Genomic DNA, 23166 nt, shown 5'->3' with positions numbered 1-23166 from the left:
TTCTTGGAAAGGATGGAATATGGTGGATTACGATCGTGAGGAAGCACATACTACTCCTGAACAGCCAAAGAGAAGCAAAAAAGGATATTTTCTTTCTAGTCTGATTGGTGTGATTGTCGGTGCCGTATTAATGGCGTTTCTCATGCCGTACTTTTCAAATGAAGGGTTTGATACGGGTACGGGTGCCTTAGATCAGCAGCAGCAGAACAACAATGGCCGGGAATCAATCAGGACGGTGAATGTCAGTGTCAACAATGCAGTCACCAAGATTGTCAGCAATGTGTCAGCTGCCGTTGTCGGTGTTGTGAACATCCAAAAATCAGATATTTGGGGAGAGAGCGGTGAGGCTGGGAGCGGATCCGGCGTCATCTATAAGAAAAATGACAACTCCGCTTATGTCGTGACCAACCATCATGTCATCGAGGGCGCTTCCCAAATTGAAATCAGCCTAAAAGACGGCTCACGTGTATCGGCTGAACTTGTCGGCAGCGACCAGCTGATGGACCTTGCTGTTTTACGGGTGAAAAGCGACAAAATCAAAGCTGTCGCCGACTTCGGAAATTCAGATAAAGTCAAATCTGGTGAGCCGGTTATCGCAATCGGGAACCCGTTAGGCCTTGAGTTTGCAGGCTCTGTTACACAGGGTGTCATCTCGGGTACGGAGAGGGCAATTCCTGTGGATTCAAACGATGACGGACAGCCTGACTGGAATGCAGAAGTCCTGCAAACAGATGCGGCCATTAACCCTGGGAACAGCGGCGGCGCTTTGTTAAATATGGATGGGAAAGTCATTGGCATCAATTCAATGAAAATTGCCGAATCGGCGGTTGAAGGGATTGGCCTGTCGATTCCGTCTAAGCTTGTGATCCCTGTGATAGAGGATTTAGAGAAATACGGCAAAGTCAAACGCCCGTTCCTTGGCATTGAGATGAAATCGCTAAGCGACATCGCAAGCTATCATTGGGATGAAACATTGAAGCTTCCTAAGGATGTCACCAATGGAGCGGTTGTGATGGGTGTAGATGCCTTTTCTCCAGCCGGAAAAGCGGGGCTTAGGGAACTGGATGTTATTACGGAATTTGACGGATACAAAGTAAATGATATTGTTGATCTGCGAAAACGGCTTTATCAGAAAAAAGTCGGTGACCGGGTGAAGGTGAAGTTTTACCGCGGCGGAAAAGAAAAATCCGTTGACATTAAGCTCTCCTCCGCAGACCAATTAGGAAGTTAATCAAAACAGTCTGGCACCGTTGCCAGACTGTTTTTTATGCGAAAAAAACTGAAAGAGGGTCACGCCCGTTCAGTTGAAAAAAGGATATATCGAATATGAAGAAACATACAAGATGGGTGTTACACGTGAAACAGCAGGCAATGCATGTTAGCTGCAAATGCTTCCGTTTTCAGCATTAACTTTAATGATTTGTTCCGTGTGGTTATTGGCAGTGATTTTAATGATGTATACATAGATGCCGTTTTCTTTCTTCAATGCAGAAGATGTGACTGTGCCTTTGCATTTGTGATTGCTTTGACGGCCTTTCTGCTGCTACAGTTGACGTTGCAGGGGGAACTTTACCGTTTAACGATATACACGTCAGGCTTCCTGCACTGGAATAGGGCTGTTACTCAGCAGGCGCTTGAGAAAATTTCTTCAGCCTGTATTGTAGGCTTTGTCTGCTGATGCCAAGCTCCTGAGCAGCTTGTGAGATGTTATGGCCGTGTTTTCTTAACACGTTCTCAATCACATATTTTTCAAAACTCTCCATTTTTTCTTTTAAGTCTGCGGCCGGCTGGTGTCTTGGTGCTTCAGGCTCCGGGATGTCAGCCGGCGTGATTTTCATGCGGTATTGATAGGGCAGATGGGAAGCCGTAATCGTTTGCTCGTCCGTCATGAAATTCATTGCGCCTTCGATCATATGCTCAAGCTCACGAATATTTCCCGGCCAGTCGTAGGATAGGAAAAATTGCTTCACATCTTCGCTGATGTGTTCGACATTCATTTGGAACAGGTGGTTGTTTTTCTGGATGAACTCTGACGCGAGAAGCAAAATGTCTTCTTTCCGTTTCCGAAGCGGCGGGATGATGAGCGTCACGACGCTCAGCCTGTAATACAAGTCCTTCCGCATTCGTTCGCCCGCAATTGCATCAATCGGATCTTCGTTCATCGTGGCTATAATACGCACGTCAATCGGTGTATCCTTTGTCGAACCAATGCGCCTGATTTTCCGTTCTTGAAGGGCGCGCAGCAGCTTCGCCTGAAGGCTGAGATTCAGCGAGTTGATTTCATCTAACAGCAGCGTGCCGCCATGGGCTTGTTCAAACAGGCCAGGCTGGTCGACAGCGCCGGTAAATGCGCCTTTTTTCGTTCCGAATAAAATGCTTTCCACAAGACTGTCTGGTAGTGCCGCGCAGTTTTGTGATATAAACGGGCCTCCTGAACGGTCGCTGCCATTATGGATACTTTGCGCGAACAGCTCTTTTCCCGTGCCGGTTTCGCCTGCGAGAAGGATAGATGATGACGTCCGCGTTGCCCGCTTGGCGTTTTCGATGACGTCTTGAATGGCCGGGCTGGTGCCGAGAATGCTGTCAAATGTATAGGTTGTGTTGCCTTTTTTGTTCATATTCTCCCTGATCAGCCGTTCAAGCTTTATCACATCCTTCGCAATTTCGACTGCCCCCCTGATTTTGCCGTCCTTGACGATGGGATATGTATGATTGATCGTTGTGATTTCCTGACCTTTATTATTGAAGTAGCTCTGTTTAACGTTTTTAATCGTTTTGCCTTCCTGAAGGGCTTGTACAAGCGTGCTGTCCTGCTGCTTTGAAAACATAAACACATCCATCAGGTTTTTATTCAGGACGTCATGCTTCTCCATATCTTCAATTTGCATCATTTTATTGTTATAAACGATCGTGTTTCCGTGCTCGTCTACCACGTGCAGGCCAACATCGATTTCATCCAAAATGCTCTGAAACACTAACGTGAGGAATTCGCTGTCTTTGACCACTGTATAAACCTCCCTCAATTATTTTCTTAATATTGCTTCTATTTTATAAAAGAATGGAGAGGATATGCAAAAGAATTTTGCACTTGCAGAAAATTTCGCTCGAAATATCTGAATGTTTTTGCACCTTGTCCACGAAATTTGTAGAAAACACACGAAATCTTGATTTGGCACAGAACTTGCATTTATAAAAAGGGAAAGCAGGATAACATGTTGAAACAGAAAACAAGGGGGAATTCAAATATGCCAGCTTTATCTAAATCCAAAGAAATTATTGATCAGACGTCTCATTATGGAGCCAACAATTACCACCCGCTCCCGATTGTCATTTCTGAAGCGCTGGGTGCTTGGGTAAAGGACCCAGAAGGCAATGAATATATGGATATGCTGAGTGCTTATTCTGCGGTAAACCAAGGTCACAGACACCCGAAAATTATTCAGGCATTGAAGGATCAGGCTGATAAAATCACCCTCACATCACGCGCGTTTCACAATGATCAGCTTGGGCCTTTTTACGAAAAAACAGCTAAGCTGACGGGCAAAGAGATGATTCTGCCGATGAATACAGGAGCTGAAGCGGTTGAATCTGCCGTGAAAGCGGCGAGACGCTGGGCTTATGAAGTGAAAGGCGTAGCCGACAATCAAGCGGAAATTATCGCATGTGTCGGGAACTTCCACGGCCGGACGATGCTGGCGGTATCTCTTTCTTCTGAAGAGGAATATAAAAGAGGATTCGGCCCAATGCTTCCGGGAATCAAATTAATTCCATACGGAGATGCGGAAGCGCTGCGTCAGGCGATTACGCCGAATACAGCGGCATTCTTGTTCGAACCAATTCAAGGGGAAGCGGGCATTGTCATTCCGCCTGAAGGGTTTTTGCAGGAAGCGGCGTCGATTTGTAAGGAAGAGAATGTCCTGTTTATTGCGGATGAAATTCAGACGGGTCTTGGACGTACAGGCAAGACGTTTGCCTGTGACTGGGACGGCATTGTTCCGGATATGTACATCTTGGGTAAAGCGCTAGGCGGCGGTGTGTTCCCGATCTCATGCATTGCGGCGGACCGCGACGTTTTAGGCGTGTTTAACCCGGGTTCACATGGCTCCACATTTGGCGGAAATCCGCTGGCATGTGCGGTGTCTATTGCCTCATTGGAAGTGCTGGAGGATGAAAAGCTGGCGGATCGTTCTCTTGAGCTTGGTGAATACTTTAAAAGCGAGCTTGAGAGCATTGACAACCCTGTCATTAAAGAAGTCCGCGGCAGAGGGCTGTTTATCGGTGTTGAATTGACGGAAGCCGCACGCCCTTATTGTGAGCGTTTGAAGGAAGAAGGGCTTTTATGCAAGGAAACGCATGATACAGTCATTCGTTTTGCACCGCCATTAATCATTTCCAAAAAGGATTTGGATTGGGCAATAGAGAAAATTAAGCACGTACTGCAAAACGCATAAATCCGCACCATGGCGGGATATTCACTTCGTTTGTATAAATTTACAACAGAAAAATCAGCACTCCCTATTTGCTCAGCTACAGTATTTTAGTATAATGTATCTTTATGAGAAGAAGTGAATTTTATATTAAATAGATAGAGACTCTTTGGACAGCAAACTGGGATATGCACCACGATAGATGTTCCAGCTTAGATCCAATACAAGTTGCTGAAGGGGTGCAGAATGTGAATACGAACCAAGATAACGGAAATCAGCTCCAGCGGACAATGAAATCACGTCACTTGTTCATGATTTCATTGGGCGGAGTGATCGGAACCGGTTTCTTCCTGGGAACCGGGTTTACCATTAACCAGGCGGGACCGCTCGGCGCGGTTCTGTCCTATTTAGTGGGCGGCTTTATCATGTTTTTGACCATGCTTTGCTTAGGGGAGCTGGCGGTCGCCTTTCCTGTGTCGGGGTCCTTCCAGACCTATGCGACAAAATTTATCAGCCCGGCCTTCGGGTTTGCGTTCGGCTGGCTGTACTGGCTTGGCTGGGCAGTTACATGCGCAATAGAATTTTTGTCAGCGGGGCAGCTGATGCTCCGCTGGTTTCCGCACGTTGATGTCTGGATTTGGTGTCTGGTCTTTGCGGCACTAATGTTTATCTTAAATGCAATAACAACGAAAGCCTTTGCAGAATCTGAATTTTGGTTTTCGGGCATTAAAATATTGATTATCCTTTTATTTATTATTCTCGGCGGAGCCGCTATGTTCGGCTTCATTGACCTAAAAGGCGGAGAGCAAGCGCCGTTTCTGACGCATTTTTATGAAGATGGGTTATTCCCGAACGGCATAAAGGCAATATTGATAACGATGATTACCGTGAACTTCGCATTCCAGGGAACTGAGCTGATCGGGGTTGCAGCCGGAGAAAGTGAAAACCCTGAAAAAACGATTCCGCGGTCCATCAAACAGACAGTATGGAGAACTCTGGTTTTCTTTGTTCTTTCCATCATTGTCATTGCCGGCATGATTCCGTGGAAACAGGCGGGTGTTGTGGAAAGTCCGTTTGTTGCCGTATTTGAGCAAATCGGAATCCCGTATGCAGCTGATATCATGAACTTTGTTATATTGATTGCGCTCTTATCTGTTGCGAATTCAGGCTTATACGCATCGACTCGTATCCTGTACGCGATGGCGAATGAAGGACAGGCCTTCAAAGCGCTCGGCAAAACAAATAAAAGAGGTGTGCCGCTGAACGCGTTAATTGTAACGATGGCTGTGGCCTGCCTGTCGCTTCTGTCAAAAGTGGCGGCGGCCGAAACCGTGTATATGGTGCTTCTATCCTTGGCGGGCATGAGCGCGCAAGTCGGCTGGATCGCAATTTCGCTTTCCCAAATCAGGTTCAGACGAAAATATATCCGTGAAGGTGGCAAGATAGAAGATCTGAAATTTAAAACACCGCTATATCCGGTGCTTCCGCTGATCGGCCTGACGTTAAATACAGTCGTTCTTATCAGTCTCGCGTTTGATCCGGAGCAGCGTATCGCGCTGTATTGCGGAGTACCGTTTATGGTCATTTGCTACATCATTTATCATGTCGTCATTAAAAAACGCCAGCAGGCAAATCGTCAGCTAGAGCTCTAAAAACGTTGTCCGCAAGTCATCTTTGTTATAACCCGCATAGGACATTATCTTATATGTTGAGGTGGAATTACAGATGGATAAAACGATTTCGGTTATTGGAATGCCAATGGATTTAGGACAAGCACGACGCGGAGTGGACATGGGACCAAGTGCCATCCGGTATGCCCATCTAATTGAGAGGCTGTCAGACATGGGTTATACGGTTGAAGATCTCGGTGACATTCCGATCAGCCGTGAAAAGATCAAAAACGATGAAGAACTGAAAAACCTAAATTCCGTACTGGCAGGAAACGAAAAGCTCGCTCAAAAGGTGAACACCGTAATTGAAGAGAAAAAATTCCCACTTGTCCTGGGCGGCGACCACAGTATTGCGATCGGCACGCTGGCAGGCACAGCGAAGCATTACGATAATCTCGGCGTCATCTGGTATGACGCGCACGGCGACCTGAATACACTTGAAACATCACCTTCAGGCAATATTCACGGCATGCCGCTTGCCGTCAGCCTCGGCATCGGCCATGAGTCACTGGTTAACCTTGAAGGCTACGCCCCTAAAATCAAACCGGAAAACGTCGTCATTATCGGCGCTCGGTCACTTGATGAAGGAGAGCGCCAATATATTAAGGAAAGCGGCATGAAGGTGTACACGATGCACGAAATCGACCGTCTCGGCATGACCAAGGTGATCGAAGAAACCCTTGATTATTTATCAGCATGTGACGGCGTCCATCTCAGCCTTGATCTGGACGGACTTGATCCAAACGACGCACCGGGTGTCGGAACCCCTGTCGTCGGCGGCATCAGCTACCGGGAGAGCCACCTGGCTATGGAAATGCTGTATGACGCAGGCATCATCACCTCAGCTGAATTCGTTGAGGTCAACCCGATTCTTGATCACGAAAACAAGACTGGCCAAACAGCAGTAGAGCTCGTAGAATCTCTGCTAGGGAAAAAGTTGCTGTAATAAGAAAACCCCCGCATCCCGCGGGGGTTTTTCATTTATCCAATCATTTTCTCAGCGACTTTCATCTCCTGTGAATGGGTTTGATGATCCGCAATAAACCATCCTGATAAAATCACCGCTGCGACGCCTGCACCAATCAGAAATTTTTTCATTTATATAACCTCCGTTCGTTTGATCAGTTCTTCAATTTGTAATGCTTCATAAAAAAAGTGGGCAGCTTCTTTGTAAAGCTCATATTCCCTATACCGTTCGCCAGCCAAAATGGAAAGTTCTCTTACACTGTCATACTCTTTCTCGGACATCAAATCATCCATATGTTGTTTGCATAAGTGAAACGTTTCCGCATGACCTCCTTTTGCATAAATGGCATACAAAATGTCTATTTTTGCCTCACATATTCTATTCGGCTCAGCAGCCAATTTTTCCTTCACTTCTTGGTAATAACATAAGGCCTGATCTTTCTTATTAATCTTAAACAGCTCTCGTATAAGCAAGTAGACAGAATGATAGTAATAGGCGGAGCGGGCGTATTCTTCGTTCTGTAAGGCCTCTTCTAATTTGGAGACCGCCTCTTCTGACTTGCCGCTTTGCGCATGAAGAAGTCCGAAGTTATGCAAAAGCTGGGCTTCAAAAAAATGATCCTCTAATTCTCTCGTGATTCGAATCGCTTCGTCCAAATATGTTTCAGCTTCTTCAAACTGCCCAATCTCGGTAAAATTGCCTGACATGGTGATCAGCGCTGAAGCCAGTTTCTTTTTATAATCGGTCTCTTCCCTGAACGTTTTAACTGCTTGCCGTGTATGGTTGAGGGATACAATATTTTGTCCCAGCTTATAATAGAGCTTTCCGACCTTCAGGTGAAATTCGGCTTTCTCAATCGGATCGGGAATGTTGTCGAGATACTGCTCTGCATCTTTATAAAGCCCAATGGCAATATCATAATTATTTTTATAGGCCTCATACATGCCTTCAAACAGAAAAAAGTAATATTTCAGCATGTCAGACGTAGCATTCATATGAGAAGGCTCCTCATGCTGAAAGCCCTGTCCTCTCGCCTCGTGAAGCAAAACCTTGTGTCGCAGTTCCAGCAAGGAGAAGTAGGCAAGAACCTCCTGATCCTCTTCCATGTCATCCAATAAAGGCTTCACTTCTTCAAAAAAACGGGCGGACTCTTCAACTTCATGTTTCTTGATCGCAAGGTACCAATCGTTGAGCATGTTAGCGATTTCTGCGGGTGCAATTTTATTCATTTGAAACTCCTTTCTCTAGTGACTTATCAATCTCAGTTGCTTATTCTGATAGTAACACCTCTTTCTATTTTATGTAAAATCCTCTAGTCAATATATGAAGGAGAGATGATATGACAATCATGCTGACTCCCATGCAGACAGAAGAATTTAGAGCTTATCTTACGTACACAGCAAAGCATTACGCCGAAGAAAAGGTAAAAGCAGGAACATGGCTGCCTGAAGACGCATTGCTTCTGTCTAAGCAGACCTTTTCTAATCTGCTTCCGAAGGGGCTGGACACACCCCATCATCATTTATGGAGCCTTACGCTGAATGAAAAGGAAATCGTTGGCTGGCTCTGGATACATGCTGAACCGGAGCATCCGCAGCAGGAAGCGTTTATTTACGATTTCGGGTTATATGAACCATACCGGGGCAAGGGCTATGCAAAGCAAGCATTGGCGGCATTAGATCATACAGCACGCAGCATGGGAATCCGGAAGCTGTCCCTCCACGTCTTTGCTCACAATCAGGTGGCGCGGAAGCTATATGAGCGGACGGGATTTCAAGAAACGGACGTGGTCATGAGCAAGAAGCTGTAACGAAAAAGGGCCTGATTAAGGCCTTTTTTTCGGACAGCCTTCTGTAAATGATTTCTAAAAATTCTGTAAATCACCTAGTTACTTTCCTTATTTTCCTAATATAATGTGGGTGAGGAAATCACCTTTCCTACATTCACAAGAAAAGAGGAGATGTAATGAAGTTGAGGAATCGGGTGTCAATGTTTTTGGTAGCGCTTACAGTATGCGGCGGCCTGTTTGTTTCTCCCGCGAAAGCCGTAAAGGCCACAAACTATGCTGAAGAAATCGCCGCACTGCAGCCAGGCACGACACCAGAAGAAATCATGAAGTCCGCCAACCAGATTGCCAAACAACAGCACGTAAAGCAGGACGTTATCCTAAAACAGTTTTATAAGGAAATCACGGCTGATAAAGCAGAAGGTGACAGGCTCGCCAAGGAAAGCGGCATGTCTATCATGGGCGGGTCGTCCGGCACGAAAAAACTCCCGGCAAGCGCGAAAGGCAATATCTATTACACGAACTCCTACACAGCCTACTACAATCATGGCCACGTCGGCATGTACTCATCCGCTGACAAAATTGTTGAATCTGTCCCGAGCGACGGTGTCAGGCAGATCGCTTACAATGCCAGAGACGTGGAAGACAACTCCATTGTGCAAACCGTCAGCGTATCCTCATCTCAAAAAACATCTGCTGCCGACTGGGCGGTATCAAAGGTCGGCGACCCATACTCATATAACTTCGTCAATAACAGAAATACCGGCCATGACGGCGCCAAAAACTGTTCAAAGCTCCTATGGTCTGCCTTTTTGCTGAAAGCGGGCATTGATATTGACAGTAACGGAGGCTTAGGCGTGTATCCGCGCGACATCACAAGCTCTTCGTATACGACAACCATCATGACCATCAACTAAGGAGGAGGATATGAAAAAGTGGATGATTATTATCGCCATGCTGATTCTCGCAGGAATCGCACTATTTGTCTTCATTTCTCCTAGCCATAAAACTGTAAGTCACCAGGATCTCCGAGACTCCAGTTTCTTGGATGACAAAGAAGTCCTGTTATATTTCTCAACCTCTGCGGATCAAGATGCATTTGGCGGCGGGAAAAGCTACGCCCTGTTTATCAGCCAGGACGGGTCGCTCTCTTCCTTTCAGATGAAGGGCCTTGAGCTGGGATCAGCCAAGGTTCACGGCGAAAATGTGATGCTGGAGGACAAAAACACGATTTATACGATTAAAGACGGCCTGAGATCTCATAAAAGAGCCTATCAGCACACAGGAGACAGCGCAGGCTTTCTGCAAAACACGGACGGTTTTTACACCCTCTACAACTCCGGCTACGACAAAAAGGGAGACGGGTACCGCTCAGAGCTGTACCGCCAGATGAACGAAGAGTGGAAAAAAGACGTCATTCCCTACTACATCCGGGCCTCCGGTTTTCATGAGGGTGCGATTTTCGCACTTGTCCCGACAGCTGACGAAAAAGGCTATCAGCTCCTTCAGATTCAAGCGGATCAGAAGAAACTCACCTACCACAACATAACGGAATGGCAGTACAGGGAAGGAGCCTCAGTCGAATCCCAGCTTGCCGTGGACGACCAAGCGGTTTATGTTATGGTTCGCGGTCAAAAAGCCCGCAATCTCTATCAAATGGTCAAGATCAACAAAAAAAGCGGCGAAGTCGAGCTGCACGACATCGCCGAATACAAAAACGACGAACAAACGATATACAGCTCGATGCCCTTCAGCTTCAAAAAAAGCTTTTTCTATTATGATGAGTACCTGTATTTCATTGACGGCTTCGGAAAGGTATATAAAATCGATGCAAAGACAGGAAAAACAAGCACCGCCTTCACCCTTTCCCGAGACAAAATGAAAGCCGATTTCAGAGAAATCACCCAAAAAGGCAGCAGACTTTATTTCTTCACATACAGTTATAACAAGCCTGCATACATTGAACAGTACAGCCTGAAAACAGGAAAGAAAGTGAAGGAAAAAGAGATCGGGAAGGTAAAGGAGATTGTGACGCCGAAGAGTCATTTGAAGCTGTATGATGTTGAGGTGATGAAGGGGTTTTAAGGCAAGTATTGTCACATTATTTCTCAGGAAATACGAAAAAGAGACTTGCAGGAAGTCTCTTTTTCTGGTGCTTAATTTGATACATATCCATAATAGAACGCTGTCCAGCCTCCATCATAACGCGGTTCAACATGAGAGAGTTTTAATGTTCCTGTGTATCCGTCTTTTGAGTAGCTGTAATAGTCAGGAATATCATCAACGTCAGAATAGCCCCAGTAAGTTACTTTATAATCGGAGATATACTTGGTAGCCTGTGCTTTGACTTCCTTAGTAGAGAATTCAGCCGCAGAAGCCGGACTAGCGAGAGTGCCACCAATACCTAGTGAAATTCCTAAAGCTAAAGTTCCAATCACAACTTTTTTAAACATTTTCTTCCCTCCCATTTTTTTGAAATCAAATAAAAAATTCAACGGATTTCATGAGATTCCTTTCGATTTAAAATTAATTCTGTGTTAAATATGTGAATTATTGTAAAATTGATGTATCAACTGGAGAATGGGTAAAGGAGGAATTACATGCGCACCAAACGGGTCATTCTTCTGGCAGTGGTCATCGGCATAATCTCGGCGGCTGTTGTATTCCTGCTGAATGGAGGAAAAGCGGACTGGTTTGACCTCATCGGAACCATTATCGGCTGCTTTCTTGGCATATTTGTTGTTCTAAGAATACAGAAAAAACACTCGTAAAAAAAGAAAGGATGCTAAAACATTCATCATCGACCCGAATGGAAGGCTAAAAAGAAAAGCCGGACGTTCTCAGGAACGCCGGCTTTATTGCTGATAATCCGTTTCTTCAAAGCGATTTCCCTTTTCATCCTGTACAATGAATTCTCCTTCGATTTTGTCCAGTCCAATCAGTATATAAGGGTTTTTCTCATTTGCCTTAGGAGCAGGTTTTCGTTTCACAGTTACAGTTGTTTCTTTAGGTGAGTATTTGATGTCTGATACCTCGAGCTGTTTGTCTTTCTCACTGTTTCCAGAGATACCACGACCATTTTTTTGCCTTCTGATATGGTGAAGACTTGATATCCTTTTACGTCATCATGCATTTGAAGGTAATTAGCGTATATTTCTAAGTCTGGACTGCCTTCACCGACTCGATCCTTCTCCAACACCCAATAAGACGGCTGACACCCAGCAAGCAGCAACATGATTACCAAAAGCCAAACCCATCTAAAGAGCAAATGCAGACCTCCCCACACATCGGTTACCTTCAAACTAACACACGAGCGAAATAGAGTCATCAACAGCTTGTTTGTCGAATTGTGGATAAAACTCAGCCCGAAGCACTACTAACATGTGAATAAATAGGTTATATTGAGAAGAGAACATTTGTAAAAATGGAAGAAAACATCGGAGGATATGAACATGAAACAAGCGTATTATTCCTGTGAAGAACACATCGAAACGGTGCTGGATATGTACATAGACGACCACGAGCTGCCGCCCGAAATCAGAAAAATCGAACATACTAACAGTTTATCCACAGCCTGTGAATTATGTGGAGACCCCGCAGTATATATAGTGGGGAACGAATGATCTTACACAAAATACAGAAAAGATATCCACAATTGTGGACAACATATATGAATAACTTGTTTTTAAAGTGGGGATGACCTGTGAATATCAATATTGTGACAATCGGAAAACTAAAAGAAAAATACCTCAAGCAAGGCATTGAAGAATACACGAAACGACTTTCGGCCTACGCAAAAATCGACATCATCGAACTCCCGGACGAAAAAGCGCCGGAAAACCTAAGCGACCAGGACATGAAAATCATAAAAGACAAAGAAGGCGACCGCATCCTATCCAAAATCAGCCCCGACGCCCACGTCATCGCCCTCGCCATCGAAGGAAAAATGAAAACATCCGAAGAACTAGCCGATACAATAGATAAGCTGGCTACTTATGGAAAAAGCAAAGTCACCTTCGTCATCGGCGGATCACTCGGATTGAGTGACACGGTGATGAAGCGAGCGGATGACAAGCTGTCGTTTTCAAAGATGACGTTTCCTCATCAGTTGATGCGACTCATACTAGTCGAGCAGATTTATCGGGCTTTTCGGATTAATCGTGGGGAGCCTTATCATAAATAAAAAAATATAACTTGAAAGGAGGTTAAACCTTGAAAGTACTTAATAATACAATACTTGTTAATGAACTGAATAATTATATTATTCATTCTTTTGAAAAAGAGTGGGTCAATAAGGAGAATTCAGTTTTTATATATCCTAATAATGAAATAGTTTTAGAGTTGATAATAAGCTGTGTATATAATTTAGAAAAAAATTTTGAGTGTAAAAAAAATCTTATCAAAAGATCGAGTATTTTAATTATATCTAGAAATCGTAAACTAATAGAAAAAATTAAAGAAGTAAATATAAAAACTTCAGATGTTTTTGTTCATTGTAATAGGTACCACAAAGTTTTAAATGCAAATGGTTTTTTTTGTGATATGAATGATAAAACTTATTCAATGGTTTATTGGCGGACTTATTTATCTAGATATTTTAATAATGAAATTCCAGAATTAATACCATTATATTATGTTATGCCAGTAGCGAGTGGACGAAAAAACTTCAAACCCATCTCCCGAGGAGAACGTAATACATTGGGAAGAGTGGATAATATTCAACCTCCAACATTTACATTTTCAGATACTATAAAGACATTAGAAACAAATGACTTACAAGAATTTGATTATATATTTGTAGATGGAAAAAGTATTAAAGGTAATATAAATGTTTTAGAAAAGAGAAATACACCATACTTTATTTATTTAGATAACCCTTTGGATATAAGAGCACCATATTTACTTAAAAAAGAGAATAAAAACTATATAATCGATAACTTCGAGTTAAAACAATTTATAGATGGTGGCGAAAATATGGAACTACCTAGCTCTGATATAAACGAAATTAGTTTTAAGTATATTGAATCCCCATTTGAAGACGCTTTAGAGGAAGCGTTCGAACTATTACAGAAGTTACAAAGAGATAATTTTAATAGTAGTGACCTAAAGATTATAAGAAGTTTACTATATAATTCAATTAGAATGACAATTGAAGGTGTAGAATATGATTTTATTGCTACCTTTGATCCCAAATATAATAGTATTAAAAATTTGATTAAAGAATTAAAAGATAGTGATTTTAGATATGAGAATTTAGACTTTGAAAGAATTATTAGATTGATAGAGGATATTTTTAATAAATATCAATTGGATACGGTTTCACCTAAATATGAAACTTTAGAGTTGATAATAAATAAAGCAATAAAGAATAAAGAAATCATTTTAATTGTATCATCAGGAAAAATTGACAGCTTGGGATTAAAAGAGAAAATTTCTTTAAATTTAAAAGTAGATATTTCTGATCTCGAAAGTAAAGGTGTATATATAAAAAGCTATCAAGATGTAAAAGATATTCAGAGTGGAAATTTTGATACTGTAATCTTAACATCAGCTATCAGAGTGAGTGATTTGGATCCTATTTTGAGGACCTTTGGTAAAAAAATGATTGTATTACTATATCAGCTCGAAATAAGAGAATTAAAATCTAAATTTAATATGTTGTCTGACATTGATAACGAATTCCCGCTTTCAGATTTCAAAAGAAATAATGAAACAATATATCAAATACTCTATAAAAAAATTAAACGTATAGATACTGATAGACATAAAGAGTTAAATATTAAAATCGAGGATGTTTTAGATTCAATCAACAGAATTAAATTAGATTTATCCAATCGCTTAAGTAAGCCATATGTATTCGAAAATGCTGTCAAAGCCAAATTAGTAACTTTCACTGATGACTCTAAAATGTTTATACGACCTGGAAATGCAGTAAGGTATCTTATCAAAAGTAAAAAAGATATTAGGAAGGATCATTTAAAAAATTTAAAGGGTAATGAAGAAATATTAATTATTAATAATGATATTAAAGAAGATTTATATACAATCTTTATTGATAATGTAACTGAAAAAAATTTGTCAAAACTCCACTATAAAAATGTTCGGGAATGGAGAAATTTATATGAAGATAAATTCTTTTTTCTTAAATTAGATGATAATAAACTTTATGAGAAAATGATTGCGTTGGGTTGGGATAAATCTACAAAAAATGTATTAAAAAACTGGAGATCAGGGTATTCTTACGGCCCAAGAGATTTAGAAGATATTAAGATTTTAGGTAAAGCGTTAGATATAAATGTTTTTATTGTTAATGCTGAACACTATTATAAGTCAATGGAACATATAAGGATTGAGAGAAGAACCGCAGCAAGGTTGCTTAATAAAATCATTTATTTATCAAAAAGAAGTATTGATACAAGCGATAGTGTTTTTCTTGAAAAATATAATTTGTCTTTAGAAGAAATTCAAGAGGCTATTAAAATTAAAAAAATGGCTTCAATATCAGATGAAACTTATAAAGTCAAGCCTTCCGAGGTAGGTTGCATTTTCTAAAAATGAGGTGGAGAAATGGATAGACATAAGTATTCAGAAGTGCGTGATATCTTCGTTAAAGAATTAAAGAGAGATTTAATTGGACCAGAATATAATGATGAAGATATTTTAACAGAAGATCCTTCACAAGCTTATTTAACAGGAATGTTATGTCCTGTGGATTCAGAAGTCGAAGAAACAGAAGAATTAGATGAGCCTTATTTAGAACCATTAGTAAGATCTACTATTGAAAATGAGAATACAGAAACTGATGAAGAAGAAACGAAAAACGAAAAAATTGGAAAAGATAAAACGAAGAAGAGACAAAATTCACTAGGTTTAAAAATGTATACCGATAAAGAATTGAAAAAATTAAAAGCGATAATTCGATGGGGTGAATACAAAAAAGATAAAAGGTTTGATGAAAAGTCTAATAAAGAAATTTCAATATGGGTTAGAAAAATAATTAATCATACTATTATAATTCCTCTAGATGAAGAATCTTATAAAATAAATCTTCCCAAGAAGGGTATGTTAGAAAATATCCAGTTAATGTTAAAAAAAGTGAGTATTAAAGGCACTACCAATAATCTTTTATCAATTTTTTTGGTGAATAAAAACATTGATAAAACGAAAAAAAAATCAATTTATCAAGTAAGTATGGAAATATCTGATGTTGAGAATACAGCTATCTTTATACCAGAAAACCTTGCGAGGAAAGATAAATCTGATTTTCAAGAATATTTATATAGAAACAAACCAATTTTTGCAAAAGGTTTCGGATGTGCTGCAGAATGGTTTAATTTCAACTCTAAAAACGCCAGTGTTATAAAAACATCTTTTATACCTACCCATGAAGTTGAAGGAATGAGTACGGAACTTCCTTATGATTCGAAATACGGAGATCTGCCAAACGATTATTTTTCAATTAGAAAGATGGCAATAGATCAAAATCCATTTTCTTTACTAGATAAATTAAATAATTTAGCAGATCGATATAACAACTGGATTAATGACTTAACATTTGATTCAGTAGACGATCAAAAATCTGCGAGGATGGCTATGGATAAGTGTGAAGATTCCCTCAAACGTATTAGAGAGGGTATTGATATACTTCGCAATAATTCTAAAGCCTATAGAGCTTTTATTTTTATGAATGAAGTTATGCATACTCAAATAAGTATGAAGAATTATTCAAAAAATAATCAGATAACAACGTTAGAGAATGAACTTTCAAAGGAGAATTTTAACTGGAGACCTTTCCAGTTAGCATTTATCCTTCAAAACATTAGAGGAATAATTGATCCATCTTCAAAAGATAGGGAGTTAGTAGATTTATTGTGGTTTCCAACAGGTGGGGGAAAGACTGAAGCATATTTAGGAATTATTGCATTCTTGCTTGGGTACCGTCGTCTTACTAGAGATGAGGTAAGTTCCTACAATAAAGATGGTGGAGTAACTGTCATTTTACGCTATACACTAAGGCTTTTAACTACACAACAAAGAGATCGTCTTACAAGATTAATTTCAGCAGCAGAATATCTACGTGTTCAAGACCGCCAATCATTCGGTAATAGTGAGTTTTCGATAGGTTTTTGGGTCGGTGGACAAGTTACTGCAAATAAATTAGAGGACTTACAAGAAAAATATAAAAAAGAATGGCAAGTTAGAAAAGAGTATGAAAAAATTGAAAAACAAGTTATAGAATGTCCGTGTTGTGGATCAAAAAATCCTAATTTCAAATACTTACCGAATAGAGATACTAGCACTCAAAAAGTTGGAATTAAGATTTTTTGTAAAAATACTGAATGCTATTACCACCAGAATCATATACCAGTTTATTTAGTAGACGAAGAAATTTATCGCAAAGCACCATCTATAATAATATCTACAGTTGATAAATTCGCCAGATTGCCTTGGGATGAAAAAACGGCTAATATTTTTGGAAGGGTAGACCGTTATTGTCAAAAATGCGGATATATTGCCAATGGTGAAAATCATAAAACTCGACATTACAATCCACCGGCCAAAGTTTATCAAGTGAAAGAATTCTATCCACCGGAATTAATTATTCAAGATGAACTGCATTTAATCACCGGACCATTAGGAACAATTTATGGACTTTATGAAACAGCTGTAGAAAATTTATGTACTGCTAAAATAGAAGAAAAAATATATCCTCCGAAATACATTGCAGCTACAGCTACAATAAAAAATGCGGAGGAACAAGTAAAAAAAGTTTTTGGACGCTTATCTTCGAGTCAATTTCCTCCACCAGGATTAAATATAGAGGATTCATTTTTTGGTAGAGAGAGGAATTTGGAAGATTTTCCATTCCGTTTATATACGGGAGTTTGTGTTAATGGTTCATCAATGAAGACTGTAATTTTGCGCGTTTTTTCAGTTTTACTACAAGTATCTGAAACGATTATCCAAGATCCTAAATATGCAGAGTATGTAGATTACATTGATCCATATCGAACACTAATTGGATACTTTAATAGTATAAGAGAATTAGGTGGAGCTGTTAGACTACTAGATGATGACGTACGCAAACGAATCCAAAGATTGAGGACAATTTATGGGTTCCCTAAAGAGAGATACATTGACAACGTAGAAGAATTAACATCTCGAGTTCCATCTTATAGAATTCCACAGATTCTTGAATTACTAGATAAATCAACAGGGAATAAAGAACTTGATGTAGCACTGGCAACCAATATGATATCAGTGGGAATGGATGTTGATCGCCTTGGTCTTATGGTCGTAAACGGACAACCAAAACAAACTTCAGAGTACATTCAAGCATCGAGTCGTGTAGGACGTAGTAAACCTGGTCTTGTAGTTACAGTGTATAACCCTTATCGTCCCCGAGATTTATCACATTATGAAAACTTTAAAGGATACCATAGTAGATTATATAACCATGTGGAAGGAACAACGGCAACTCCCTTCGCTGCACGTGCAAGAGATAGAGCATTACATGCTTCATTAGTAGCTATGTTAAGACTAAAAAACAGTAATTTAATCAATAACAAGGATGCTGTTAATATTAGTTCTATAAATTTATCAGAATTAAAAGGAATTTTTCGACAACGAGTGTCCATTTCACATAACAAAAACCTAAAAGATACATTAAATGATCTAGACCATTTTTTAGATAATTGGCAGAACTTAAGCCGAAGAGAATCTACTTTACAGTATTATTTCTTCCCGTCTTCAGAGAATCTTAACAAGAGTGAAGTTAGATTGCTATCAAGATTTAATGATCGTGTGCCTAAAATATTAGAGGAAAGAGATACTTTAGATTCAATGAGACAAATCGAGGCAACTTCTAAGATATATATTCAAGATGGGTGGTATAAAAGTGAAAAATGAAGTTGGTGAAGTAAGGCCTGGTCAGTTAATAACAACATATGGCCCTGGTGCAATAATGGATTCAATCAACGATTCATTAGTAATTTTAGATATTAATTATTGGGGGGATAATTTAGAAGAAATTTATGATAATCGTTTATCTGGGTTTTTGAAAAAAGATTTGTTCAAAAAAATACCTACTAAGGGAAAAAAAGATTTGCCTGCTATTCCATTTCCAAATTACCATGTATGTTCAAATTTAAAGTGTAGGAGATTATTTGACATAAGGGATAGATTTGATATGAATTCTTATCTTGAAAAGGGTCCAATATGCCCTAGATGTAATAAGAAAGCTTATCCTTCGAGATTTATTGTTTCTTGTGAAAATGAAAACCATTTAGATGATTTTCCATGGCACTGGTGGGCTCATAAAAGATCACACACAAGTTGTAGAGGTGAACTACAATTAACAAGCTCTGGCAAGGATTCTGGTTTATCATCATTAATAGTAAAATGCTTAAGTTGTGGAGATAGTAATAACATGCGACTAGCCACACAAAAAAAATATTTTAGTAATTTACAATGTGAAGGAAATCACCCACATAGGATGAACTCTAAAGAACCTAAACAATCTTGTGGCAAGATTATTCCATTACAGCGAGGGGCTTCTAATGTTTATTTCCCAGTCCTAAGAAGTGCAATATCCATTCCTATCTCAGTAGAAAATGTTAATAAATACTATGAATTTTTTATGCGGGAATCAAAAGATTTCAAATATGCCGAAGAGTTGTTTGGGGAAAGAGGATTAAAAAGGGCATATTCTATGAAAGAGGAAGCTCACAGTTTATTTGATACTTTTGAAAATTTTCTAGAGAACTGGAATAAGTTCAATATTGAGATATCAAGAAGAGCCAAAGATGCAGAAGAGATAAATAAATATGAGCAGATTAAAGAAATTGAATATGAGGCACTGACTGGATTCACTGGTTCTATTCAAAAAGGAAAAGATTTTAAGGCTGAAGAAGAAAGTATTCCTTCAGATTTAACAAAATATATAAAAAAGATTGTAAAAGCTCAACGGTTGAAGGAAATATTGGTATTACTCGGATTTACTAGAAATGAGGTTCCAGAACCAGATGTGAAAAATCCGAGCAGTATTGTTTGGTTAGGGGATACAAAGACAAATTGGCTTCCAGCAGTTGAGATTTTCGGCGAAGGAATTTTTGTTGAATTTAATCGTGTATCATTAATTAACTGGGCTGAATCGAATAAGGAAGTTTTTTCACGTTCCGAAAATTATAAAAAGATGTATAAAGCCTATTTAGATGAGAAGGGTTGGAAACACCAAAGTGAGAAAGATGTTATTTTTGTATTAATGCATACGCTGTCTCATTTATTGATGAAAGAAATGTCTTTACAATGTGGGTACTCTTCATCTGCTCTAAAAGAGCGAATTTATTATAATGAGAAAATGTCAGGAATTCTTATCTATACAGGCAGCTCAGATCAAGAAGGGTCACTAGGAGGACTTGTTGAAATGGGGGAAATAAATAATTTTAGAAAATTGTTATTAACCTCTTTAGAGGAAGCAAAATTCTGTTCTAATGATCCTAAGTGTTCAATGCAAGAGCCAGAGCAAGGTAATTATATTAACGGAGCTTCATGTTTTGCTTGTACAATGCTACCAGAGACTGCTTGTGAAACAGGGAATATGCTATTAGACCGGTCACTACTTATTAATACAATGGAGAGTAATATTACCCCATTTTTTGAAGGGCTGATTTAAAAGTGCAGACAAGACTATACGTGTTGGCTGAGGAATTAAATAGCTTTATTCGAAATGAAGATATCTATGGGGAAGATGCTATTATTAAAGAATTAAAAAAAACTTTTCCTAATTTAGACATAAACGATTTAAACAACATTATAGCGTTAATTAAGCTGCAAAATAAAACGTTTGCGAAAGAAGTAATCTCAGCTGAATTAGTAGCTACAGTTCCAGCTTTAATACACAGCAAGAAAACAAGAAGAACAATAGGTGTATTGAGAGAGTATATTCATGCTTCAAAACACACTATATTAATTACGGGGTACACTATTTCAGAATTTGTAAAAGATTTGATTCAACTTTTGAACAAAAAAGCTTCTGAAGGCGTAATAATTAAGTTTTTTTTAGATAAGCATGTAGATGAAAATTTTATTAAATCTATTGTTGAAATAAATAAAAACTTTAAAATCTACAAATTAGTCAACTCTAAAGTTTATTCAAATTTGCATGCTAAAATTGCTGTGTTTGATAATAAACATGCCTTAATTTCATCATCAAATTTATCTTATAATGGAATAATAAACAATATAGAAATTGGTAGTATTTTGCATGGTGAGGGGGTTAGAGAATTAGAGACATTATTTGAGGTAATGCTAGAAAGGAAATTTTTCAAAAAACTTAATTGATAATAGGAACATTAGTTATAGATTATTAGATATTTCAATAAACGGCTTTTGCGTTATTAATAAAAATATAAAATTGATTCTGAACTATTACTAACTGACAAAGATCTAGCCTTCAATCAAGCAACGTTTAAGGTCGTTATTTTGGTCGGTTTTCTGTTGAGCGTTCTATGTTATTATAAAACAAAAAGTTTTAGGTGTAATCAGCTTCGGATATCTTTATGATGGTCATACTTTATGATATAAGTATGACCATCATTTATTAAAATTAACGATCAGTTGACAATTGTGCTAAACTGATTCATAAAGAATGTTCGTAAATATTGGTTCACATAATGCAATCTAGATTACTGCATTGTTAAGGACGTATTTTTAGTTTTTTAAAAGGAAGAAAAGAATGAAAAAAACATTGAGAGTGCTTGATCTATTTGCTGGAGGAGGAGGATTTTCAACTGGTTTTTTACAGGCTAATCATCCAAATCTAAAATTTGAAATTATTAGAGCGGTTGAAATAAACCAAGCTGCCTCTGATACTTTACGTGGTCATTTGGGATCGGAAAAAGTTATTCAAGGAGACATCACAAATTCTGATGTAAAAAAAGAAATTTTTCAGTCGTGTGGAGACATCGATGTGGTGATTGGTGGTCCTCCTTGTCAAACGTTTTCACTTGCTGGTCCTGCTAGATCCGGTACAAAAGAAATGAGAGAAAAATTAAAGAATGATCCGAGAAATACTTTATATAAACATTTCATTGAAATAGTAAATTATCTTAAACCTATTTTTGTAGTGTTTGAGAATGTAGAAGGAATGTTATCAAAAAAAGTAGATCACGAAGGTGTAGAAAATAAACAAGTACAAGTAATTGAATTAATTTGTGATGAGCTAGAATCAAAAGGCTATTCTACAAAAGTCGAAAATAGTTTATCTGAACGGTTTCAGGTATTAAATGCAGCTGATTTTGGGGTTCCGCAACACAGAAGAAGAATTTTTATCATTGCAAATAGACTCGGAATTGACTCGCCTAGGTTGAAGCCTACTCATGGACCTGAAGGGTTTCCTTATAAGACAGTTGGAGAAATTCAGCATCTTCCAGTCAGGTTGCCTAAAATTTCGATATCAGAGAAACTTAAGAATATCGATGTTATTACTGATAATTATAAAAAGAGTTTAAGTTTGTTTATAAAGAATATCAAAGAATTGGCAGATACGGATAATCACTTTGGTAGTCGGCAAGGACTAAAGAAGCTCTATCATAAATTAAATAAAGAGTACAAATTAATAAAAGATAAAAAAACGCACAAATTCAATAACCTCTTAAGCTTTTTAGAAAAATATAATGATCTCGTTAATGAGTGCGGAATCAACACTTTTGGAGACAATAAATTTTTGGCAAATCATCAATCGAGGGAACATAATTTTCGTGATATTGTTATTTTCGTCGGAACTAAGCAGGGAAGTAACTCATCACGTTTTATGAACAGAGATTCTGAAGACTATAATGAATTTTTGGATACTCTATATCCTTATAATCGGAGTAAACATAGAGACACATATGTAAAGCAGAGTTGGAATAAGCCATCAAATACAATTTTGGCACATATGGAGAAGGATGGACTTAAATTCATTCATCCTGAGCAGCCAAGAACTTTAACTCCCTATGAGGCTCAATTATTGCAATCATTTCCATCAGATTACACTTTCTGTGGGAGAAGAAATGACCAATATCGCCAAATAGGTAACGCCGTACCACCAAAACTTGCAAAAGTCATCGGTGAATCAATACTTTGTTCATATGATAAGAGTAAAATTACTACAAGTATTGTTACATTGAATTCAGGTGAGTTGTATAATAACTTAAAATAACTTTTTGCCTCAACACCATTATAGATTATAGTATTCATACTTACTTACAGATCTAAGAAGAAACATAATTAAATTATTCTACAATTAAAATAGACGACCAAGAGTAAGTATCT

At 38.9% G+C, this 23166-nt stretch carries 19 protein-coding genes and 2 pseudogenes; 15 read left to right on the top strand and 6 right to left on the bottom strand.

The window, feature by feature from the left end:
- Nucleotides 1-19 precede the first annotated feature (19 nt).
- Nucleotides 20-1231, top strand: a complete 1212-nt coding sequence (gene htrC, locus Q5C82_RS03455; protein ID WP_013308092.1) for a serine protease HtrC — start codon at nt 20-22, stop codon at nt 1229-1231.
- 147 nt (nt 1232-1378) lie between these two features.
- Here htrC and Q5C82_RS20465 read toward each other — a convergent pair.
- Nucleotides 1379-1498, bottom strand: a pseudogene (locus tag Q5C82_RS20465) (peptidase); the annotation flags it as partial.
- A gap of 121 nt (nt 1499-1619) precedes the next feature.
- Nucleotides 1620-3005, bottom strand: a complete 1386-nt coding sequence (rocR, locus tag Q5C82_RS03450; protein WP_003219137.1) for an arginine utilization regulatory protein RocR — start codon at nt 3003-3005, stop codon at nt 1620-1622.
- 240 nt (nt 3006-3245) lie between these two features.
- Here rocR and rocD point away from each other — a divergent pair, with 240 nt between their 5' ends.
- The 3 genes from rocD (at nt 3246) to rocF (ending at nt 7043) form a co-directional block, all read left to right on the top strand.
- Nucleotides 3246-4451, top strand: a complete 1206-nt coding sequence (rocD, locus tag Q5C82_RS03445) for an ornithine aminotransferase (RefSeq protein WP_003219136.1) — start codon at nt 3246-3248, stop codon at nt 4449-4451.
- Between the two features lie 224 nt (nt 4452-4675).
- Nucleotides 4676-6079: an amino acid permease gene (locus Q5C82_RS03440; protein ID WP_003219135.1), complete on the top strand. Its 1404-nt coding sequence runs from the start codon at nt 4676-4678 to the stop codon at nt 6077-6079.
- Between the two features lie 73 nt (nt 6080-6152).
- Nucleotides 6153-7043 (top strand): arginase, encoded by an 891-nt coding sequence (gene rocF / locus Q5C82_RS03435; RefSeq protein WP_003219134.1) that lies wholly within the window; start codon nt 6153-6155, stop codon nt 7041-7043.
- 35 nt (nt 7044-7078) lie between these two features.
- On the opposite strand, the gene Q5C82_RS03430 is transcribed toward rocF, so the two are convergent.
- Entirely contained in the window at nt 7079-7195 is a 117-nt protein-coding gene (locus Q5C82_RS03430) for a Phr family secreted Rap phosphatase inhibitor (RefSeq protein ID WP_003219133.1), read from the bottom strand.
- Nucleotides 7196-8293, bottom strand: coding sequence for a response regulator aspartate phosphatase RapG (gene rapG / locus Q5C82_RS03425; RefSeq protein ID WP_013308091.1), 1098 nt, complete (start codon nt 8291-8293; stop codon nt 7196-7198).
- Nucleotides 8294-8403: 110 nt separating this feature from the next.
- On the opposite strand from rapG, the gene Q5C82_RS03420 reads away from it, so the two are divergent.
- The 3 genes from Q5C82_RS03420 (at nt 8404) to Q5C82_RS03410 (ending at nt 10935) form a co-directional block, all read left to right on the top strand.
- A complete protein-coding gene (locus Q5C82_RS03420; protein WP_003219131.1) occupies nt 8404-8874 on the top strand; it encodes a GNAT family N-acetyltransferase in 471 nt (156 codons plus the stop codon).
- Nucleotides 8875-9029: 155 nt separating this feature from the next.
- Nucleotides 9030-9767, top strand: coding sequence for a hypothetical protein (locus Q5C82_RS03415; RefSeq protein ID WP_032727264.1), 738 nt, complete (start codon nt 9030-9032; stop codon nt 9765-9767).
- 10 nt (nt 9768-9777) lie between these two features.
- Nucleotides 9778-10935, top strand: a complete 1158-nt coding sequence (locus Q5C82_RS03410) for a hypothetical protein (protein ID WP_003219129.1) — start codon at nt 9778-9780, stop codon at nt 10933-10935.
- 71 nt (nt 10936-11006) lie between these two features.
- Here the strand turns inward: Q5C82_RS03410 and Q5C82_RS03405 are convergent, their stop codons facing one another.
- The gene (locus Q5C82_RS03405) at nt 11007-11303 is read right to left on the bottom strand and encodes a hypothetical protein (protein ID WP_003219128.1); all 297 of its coding nucleotides are present in this window, start codon (nt 11301-11303) and stop codon (nt 11007-11009) included.
- A gap of 147 nt (nt 11304-11450) precedes the next feature.
- Between Q5C82_RS03405 and Q5C82_RS03400 the strand changes: the two genes are divergently transcribed.
- The gene (locus Q5C82_RS03400; RefSeq protein ID WP_003219127.1) at nt 11451-11621 is read left to right on the top strand and encodes a hypothetical protein; all 171 of its coding nucleotides are present in this window, start codon (nt 11451-11453) and stop codon (nt 11619-11621) included.
- Nucleotides 11622-11705: 84 nt separating this feature from the next.
- Here Q5C82_RS03400 and Q5C82_RS03395 read toward each other — a convergent pair.
- A pseudogene (locus tag Q5C82_RS03395) lies at nt 11706-12118 on the bottom strand (hypothetical protein).
- A gap of 184 nt (nt 12119-12302) precedes the next feature.
- On the opposite strand from Q5C82_RS03395, the gene Q5C82_RS03390 reads away from it, so the two are divergent.
- The 7 genes from Q5C82_RS03390 (at nt 12303) to Q5C82_RS03360 (ending at nt 23053) form a co-directional block, all read left to right on the top strand.
- Nucleotides 12303-12473, top strand: a complete 171-nt coding sequence (locus Q5C82_RS03390) for a CxxH/CxxC protein (protein ID WP_003219122.1) — start codon at nt 12303-12305, stop codon at nt 12471-12473.
- Between the two features lie 80 nt (nt 12474-12553).
- A complete protein-coding gene (rlmH, locus tag Q5C82_RS03385) occupies nt 12554-13033 on the top strand; it encodes a 23S rRNA (pseudouridine(1915)-N(3))-methyltransferase RlmH (protein ID WP_003219117.1) in 480 nt (159 codons plus the stop codon).
- A 29-nt stretch (nt 13034-13062) separates the two neighbouring features.
- A complete protein-coding gene (drmE, locus tag Q5C82_RS03380) occupies nt 13063-15402 on the top strand; it encodes a DISARM system-associated protein DrmE (protein ID WP_003219116.1) in 2340 nt (779 codons plus the stop codon).
- 15 nt (nt 15403-15417) lie between these two features.
- Nucleotides 15418-18759, top strand: coding sequence for a DISARM system helicase DrmA (gene drmA / locus Q5C82_RS03375; RefSeq protein WP_003219115.1), 3342 nt, complete (start codon nt 15418-15420; stop codon nt 18757-18759).
- A complete protein-coding gene (drmB, locus tag Q5C82_RS03370) occupies nt 18749-20524 on the top strand; it encodes a DUF1998 domain-containing protein (RefSeq protein ID WP_003219114.1) in 1776 nt (591 codons plus the stop codon). Before drmA ends, drmB begins: the two co-directional genes overlap by 11 nt.
- Nucleotides 20525-20547: 23 nt before the next feature.
- Nucleotides 20548-21192: a phospholipase D-like domain-containing protein gene (locus Q5C82_RS03365; protein WP_158304575.1), complete on the top strand. Its 645-nt coding sequence runs from the start codon at nt 20548-20550 to the stop codon at nt 21190-21192.
- A gap of 394 nt (nt 21193-21586) precedes the next feature.
- Nucleotides 21587-23053 (top strand): DNA cytosine methyltransferase, encoded by a 1467-nt coding sequence (locus tag Q5C82_RS03360; RefSeq protein WP_003219112.1) that lies wholly within the window; start codon nt 21587-21589, stop codon nt 23051-23053.
- Nucleotides 23054-23166: the final 113 nt, after the last annotated feature.

It is taken from the genome of uncultured Bacillus sp., from assembly GCF_958411575.1.
GTDB lineage: Bacteria > Bacillota > Bacilli > Bacillales > Bacillaceae > Bacillus > Bacillus spizizenii.
The sequence above is the reverse complement of the archived record's forward strand: the minus strand, read 5'-3'. Positions and strand labels throughout refer to the sequence as shown.

Bases quoted from the DNA above. Each gene is read 5' to 3' on its own strand.
- htrC (WP_013308092.1), top strand. From the start codon at position 20: ATGGTGGATTACGATCGTGAGGAAGCACATACTACTCCTGAACAGCCA.
- rocD (WP_003219136.1), top strand. From the start codon at position 3,246: ATGCCAGCTTTATCTAAATCCAAAGAAATTATTGATCAGACGTCTCAT.
- rocF (WP_003219134.1), top strand. From the start codon at position 6,153: ATGGATAAAACGATTTCGGTTATTGGAATGCCAATGGATTTAGGACAA.
- Q5C82_RS03430 (WP_003219133.1), bottom strand. From the start codon at position 7,195: ATGAAAAAATTTCTGATTGGTGCAGGCGTCGCAGCGGTGATTTTATCA.
- rapG (WP_013308091.1), bottom strand. From the start codon at position 8,293: ATGAATAAAATTGCACCCGCAGAAATCGCTAACATGCTCAACGATTGG.
- Q5C82_RS03420 (WP_003219131.1), top strand. From the start codon at position 8,404: ATGACAATCATGCTGACTCCCATGCAGACAGAAGAATTTAGAGCTTAT.
- Q5C82_RS03415 (WP_032727264.1), top strand. From the start codon at position 9,030: ATGAAGTTGAGGAATCGGGTGTCAATGTTTTTGGTAGCGCTTACAGTA.
- Q5C82_RS03410 (WP_003219129.1), top strand. From the start codon at position 9,778: ATGAAAAAGTGGATGATTATTATCGCCATGCTGATTCTCGCAGGAATC.
- Q5C82_RS03405 (WP_003219128.1), bottom strand. From the start codon at position 11,303: ATGTTTAAAAAAGTTGTGATTGGAACTTTAGCTTTAGGAATTTCACTA.
- Q5C82_RS03400 (WP_003219127.1), top strand. From the start codon at position 11,451: ATGCGCACCAAACGGGTCATTCTTCTGGCAGTGGTCATCGGCATAATC.
- Q5C82_RS03390 (WP_003219122.1), top strand. From the start codon at position 12,303: ATGAAACAAGCGTATTATTCCTGTGAAGAACACATCGAAACGGTGCTG.
- drmA (WP_003219115.1), top strand. From the start codon at position 15,418: ATGGATAGACATAAGTATTCAGAAGTGCGTGATATCTTCGTTAAAGAA.
- Q5C82_RS03360 (WP_003219112.1), top strand. From the start codon at position 21,587: ATGAAAAAAACATTGAGAGTGCTTGATCTATTTGCTGGAGGAGGAGGA.